Source organism: Staphylococcus sp. HMSC62B09, assembly GCF_001839115.1.
Classification (GTDB): domain Bacteria; phylum Bacillota; class Bacilli; order Staphylococcales; family Staphylococcaceae; genus Staphylococcus; species Staphylococcus haemolyticus.
Genome location: NZ_KV840094.1, coordinates 1 through 775 on the forward strand (window position 1 = coordinate 1; position 775 = coordinate 775).

Sequence of the window (775 nt, forward strand, 5' to 3'; positions counted from 1 at the left end):
AGGCAACCAATCATTAAAGTAAAGGCAACCAATTTTAAAAAAGTTTCTTTTATGTTATAATTACTATGTTAAAAGAGTTTATAGGTGTTCAAAAAACGAAATTATAGAAACTTTTATTTTATGAAGGTTTCTATTGGTTTGGAGTGAATTTATTTGAGTGGTGAAACAGTAGTATATAAAAATGATATGAACTTAGTTCCTTTGAGAAAATTTAATAATACAGAAGTTAATTTATTCTTTACTTTGTGCAATAAATTAAAGGATAAAGGCAATTTAACTGTGAATATACCATTTGAAGAATTAAAAGAATTAAGTAATTATTATAGTCATGATAAAAGACTATTTATTCAAGATTTAGAAAAATTCTATGATAAAATTTTCTCTTTAACATATAGAGAAGAAACTGAGAATGTCATTAGAAGATTTGTTCTTTTTACTAAAGTTGAAATTTATAAAGACGAAGAATACGTTTCTATTGGTGTTAATCCGGATTTAGAACATATTATTAATTCATTAACCAGTAATTTTACTAAATTTGAGCTACAAGAGATGACACACCTTAAATCTACATATTCTAAACATATGTTCAGAATACTCAAACAGTATAAACACACTGGATATGTGAAGATTAAAATTGATGATTTTAGAGAGCGCTTAGATATTCCAAAGTCTTATAGGATGACAAACATTAATCAAAAAGTATTAACCCCTATAATTAAAGAATTAAGTTTTATTTTTAACAATCTACATATCAATAAAATTAAAGCGAAAAAAG

The 775-nt window shown here is 24.3% G+C and carries 1 protein-coding gene; it reads left to right on the forward strand.

Going from position 1 to position 775, the window contains the following annotated elements:
- Positions 1–153 precede the first annotated feature (153 nt).
- The coding region (locus tag HMPREF3265_RS01710) for a replication initiation protein (RefSeq protein ID WP_070860917.1) at positions 154–775 on the forward strand (622 nt) is incomplete at its 3' end.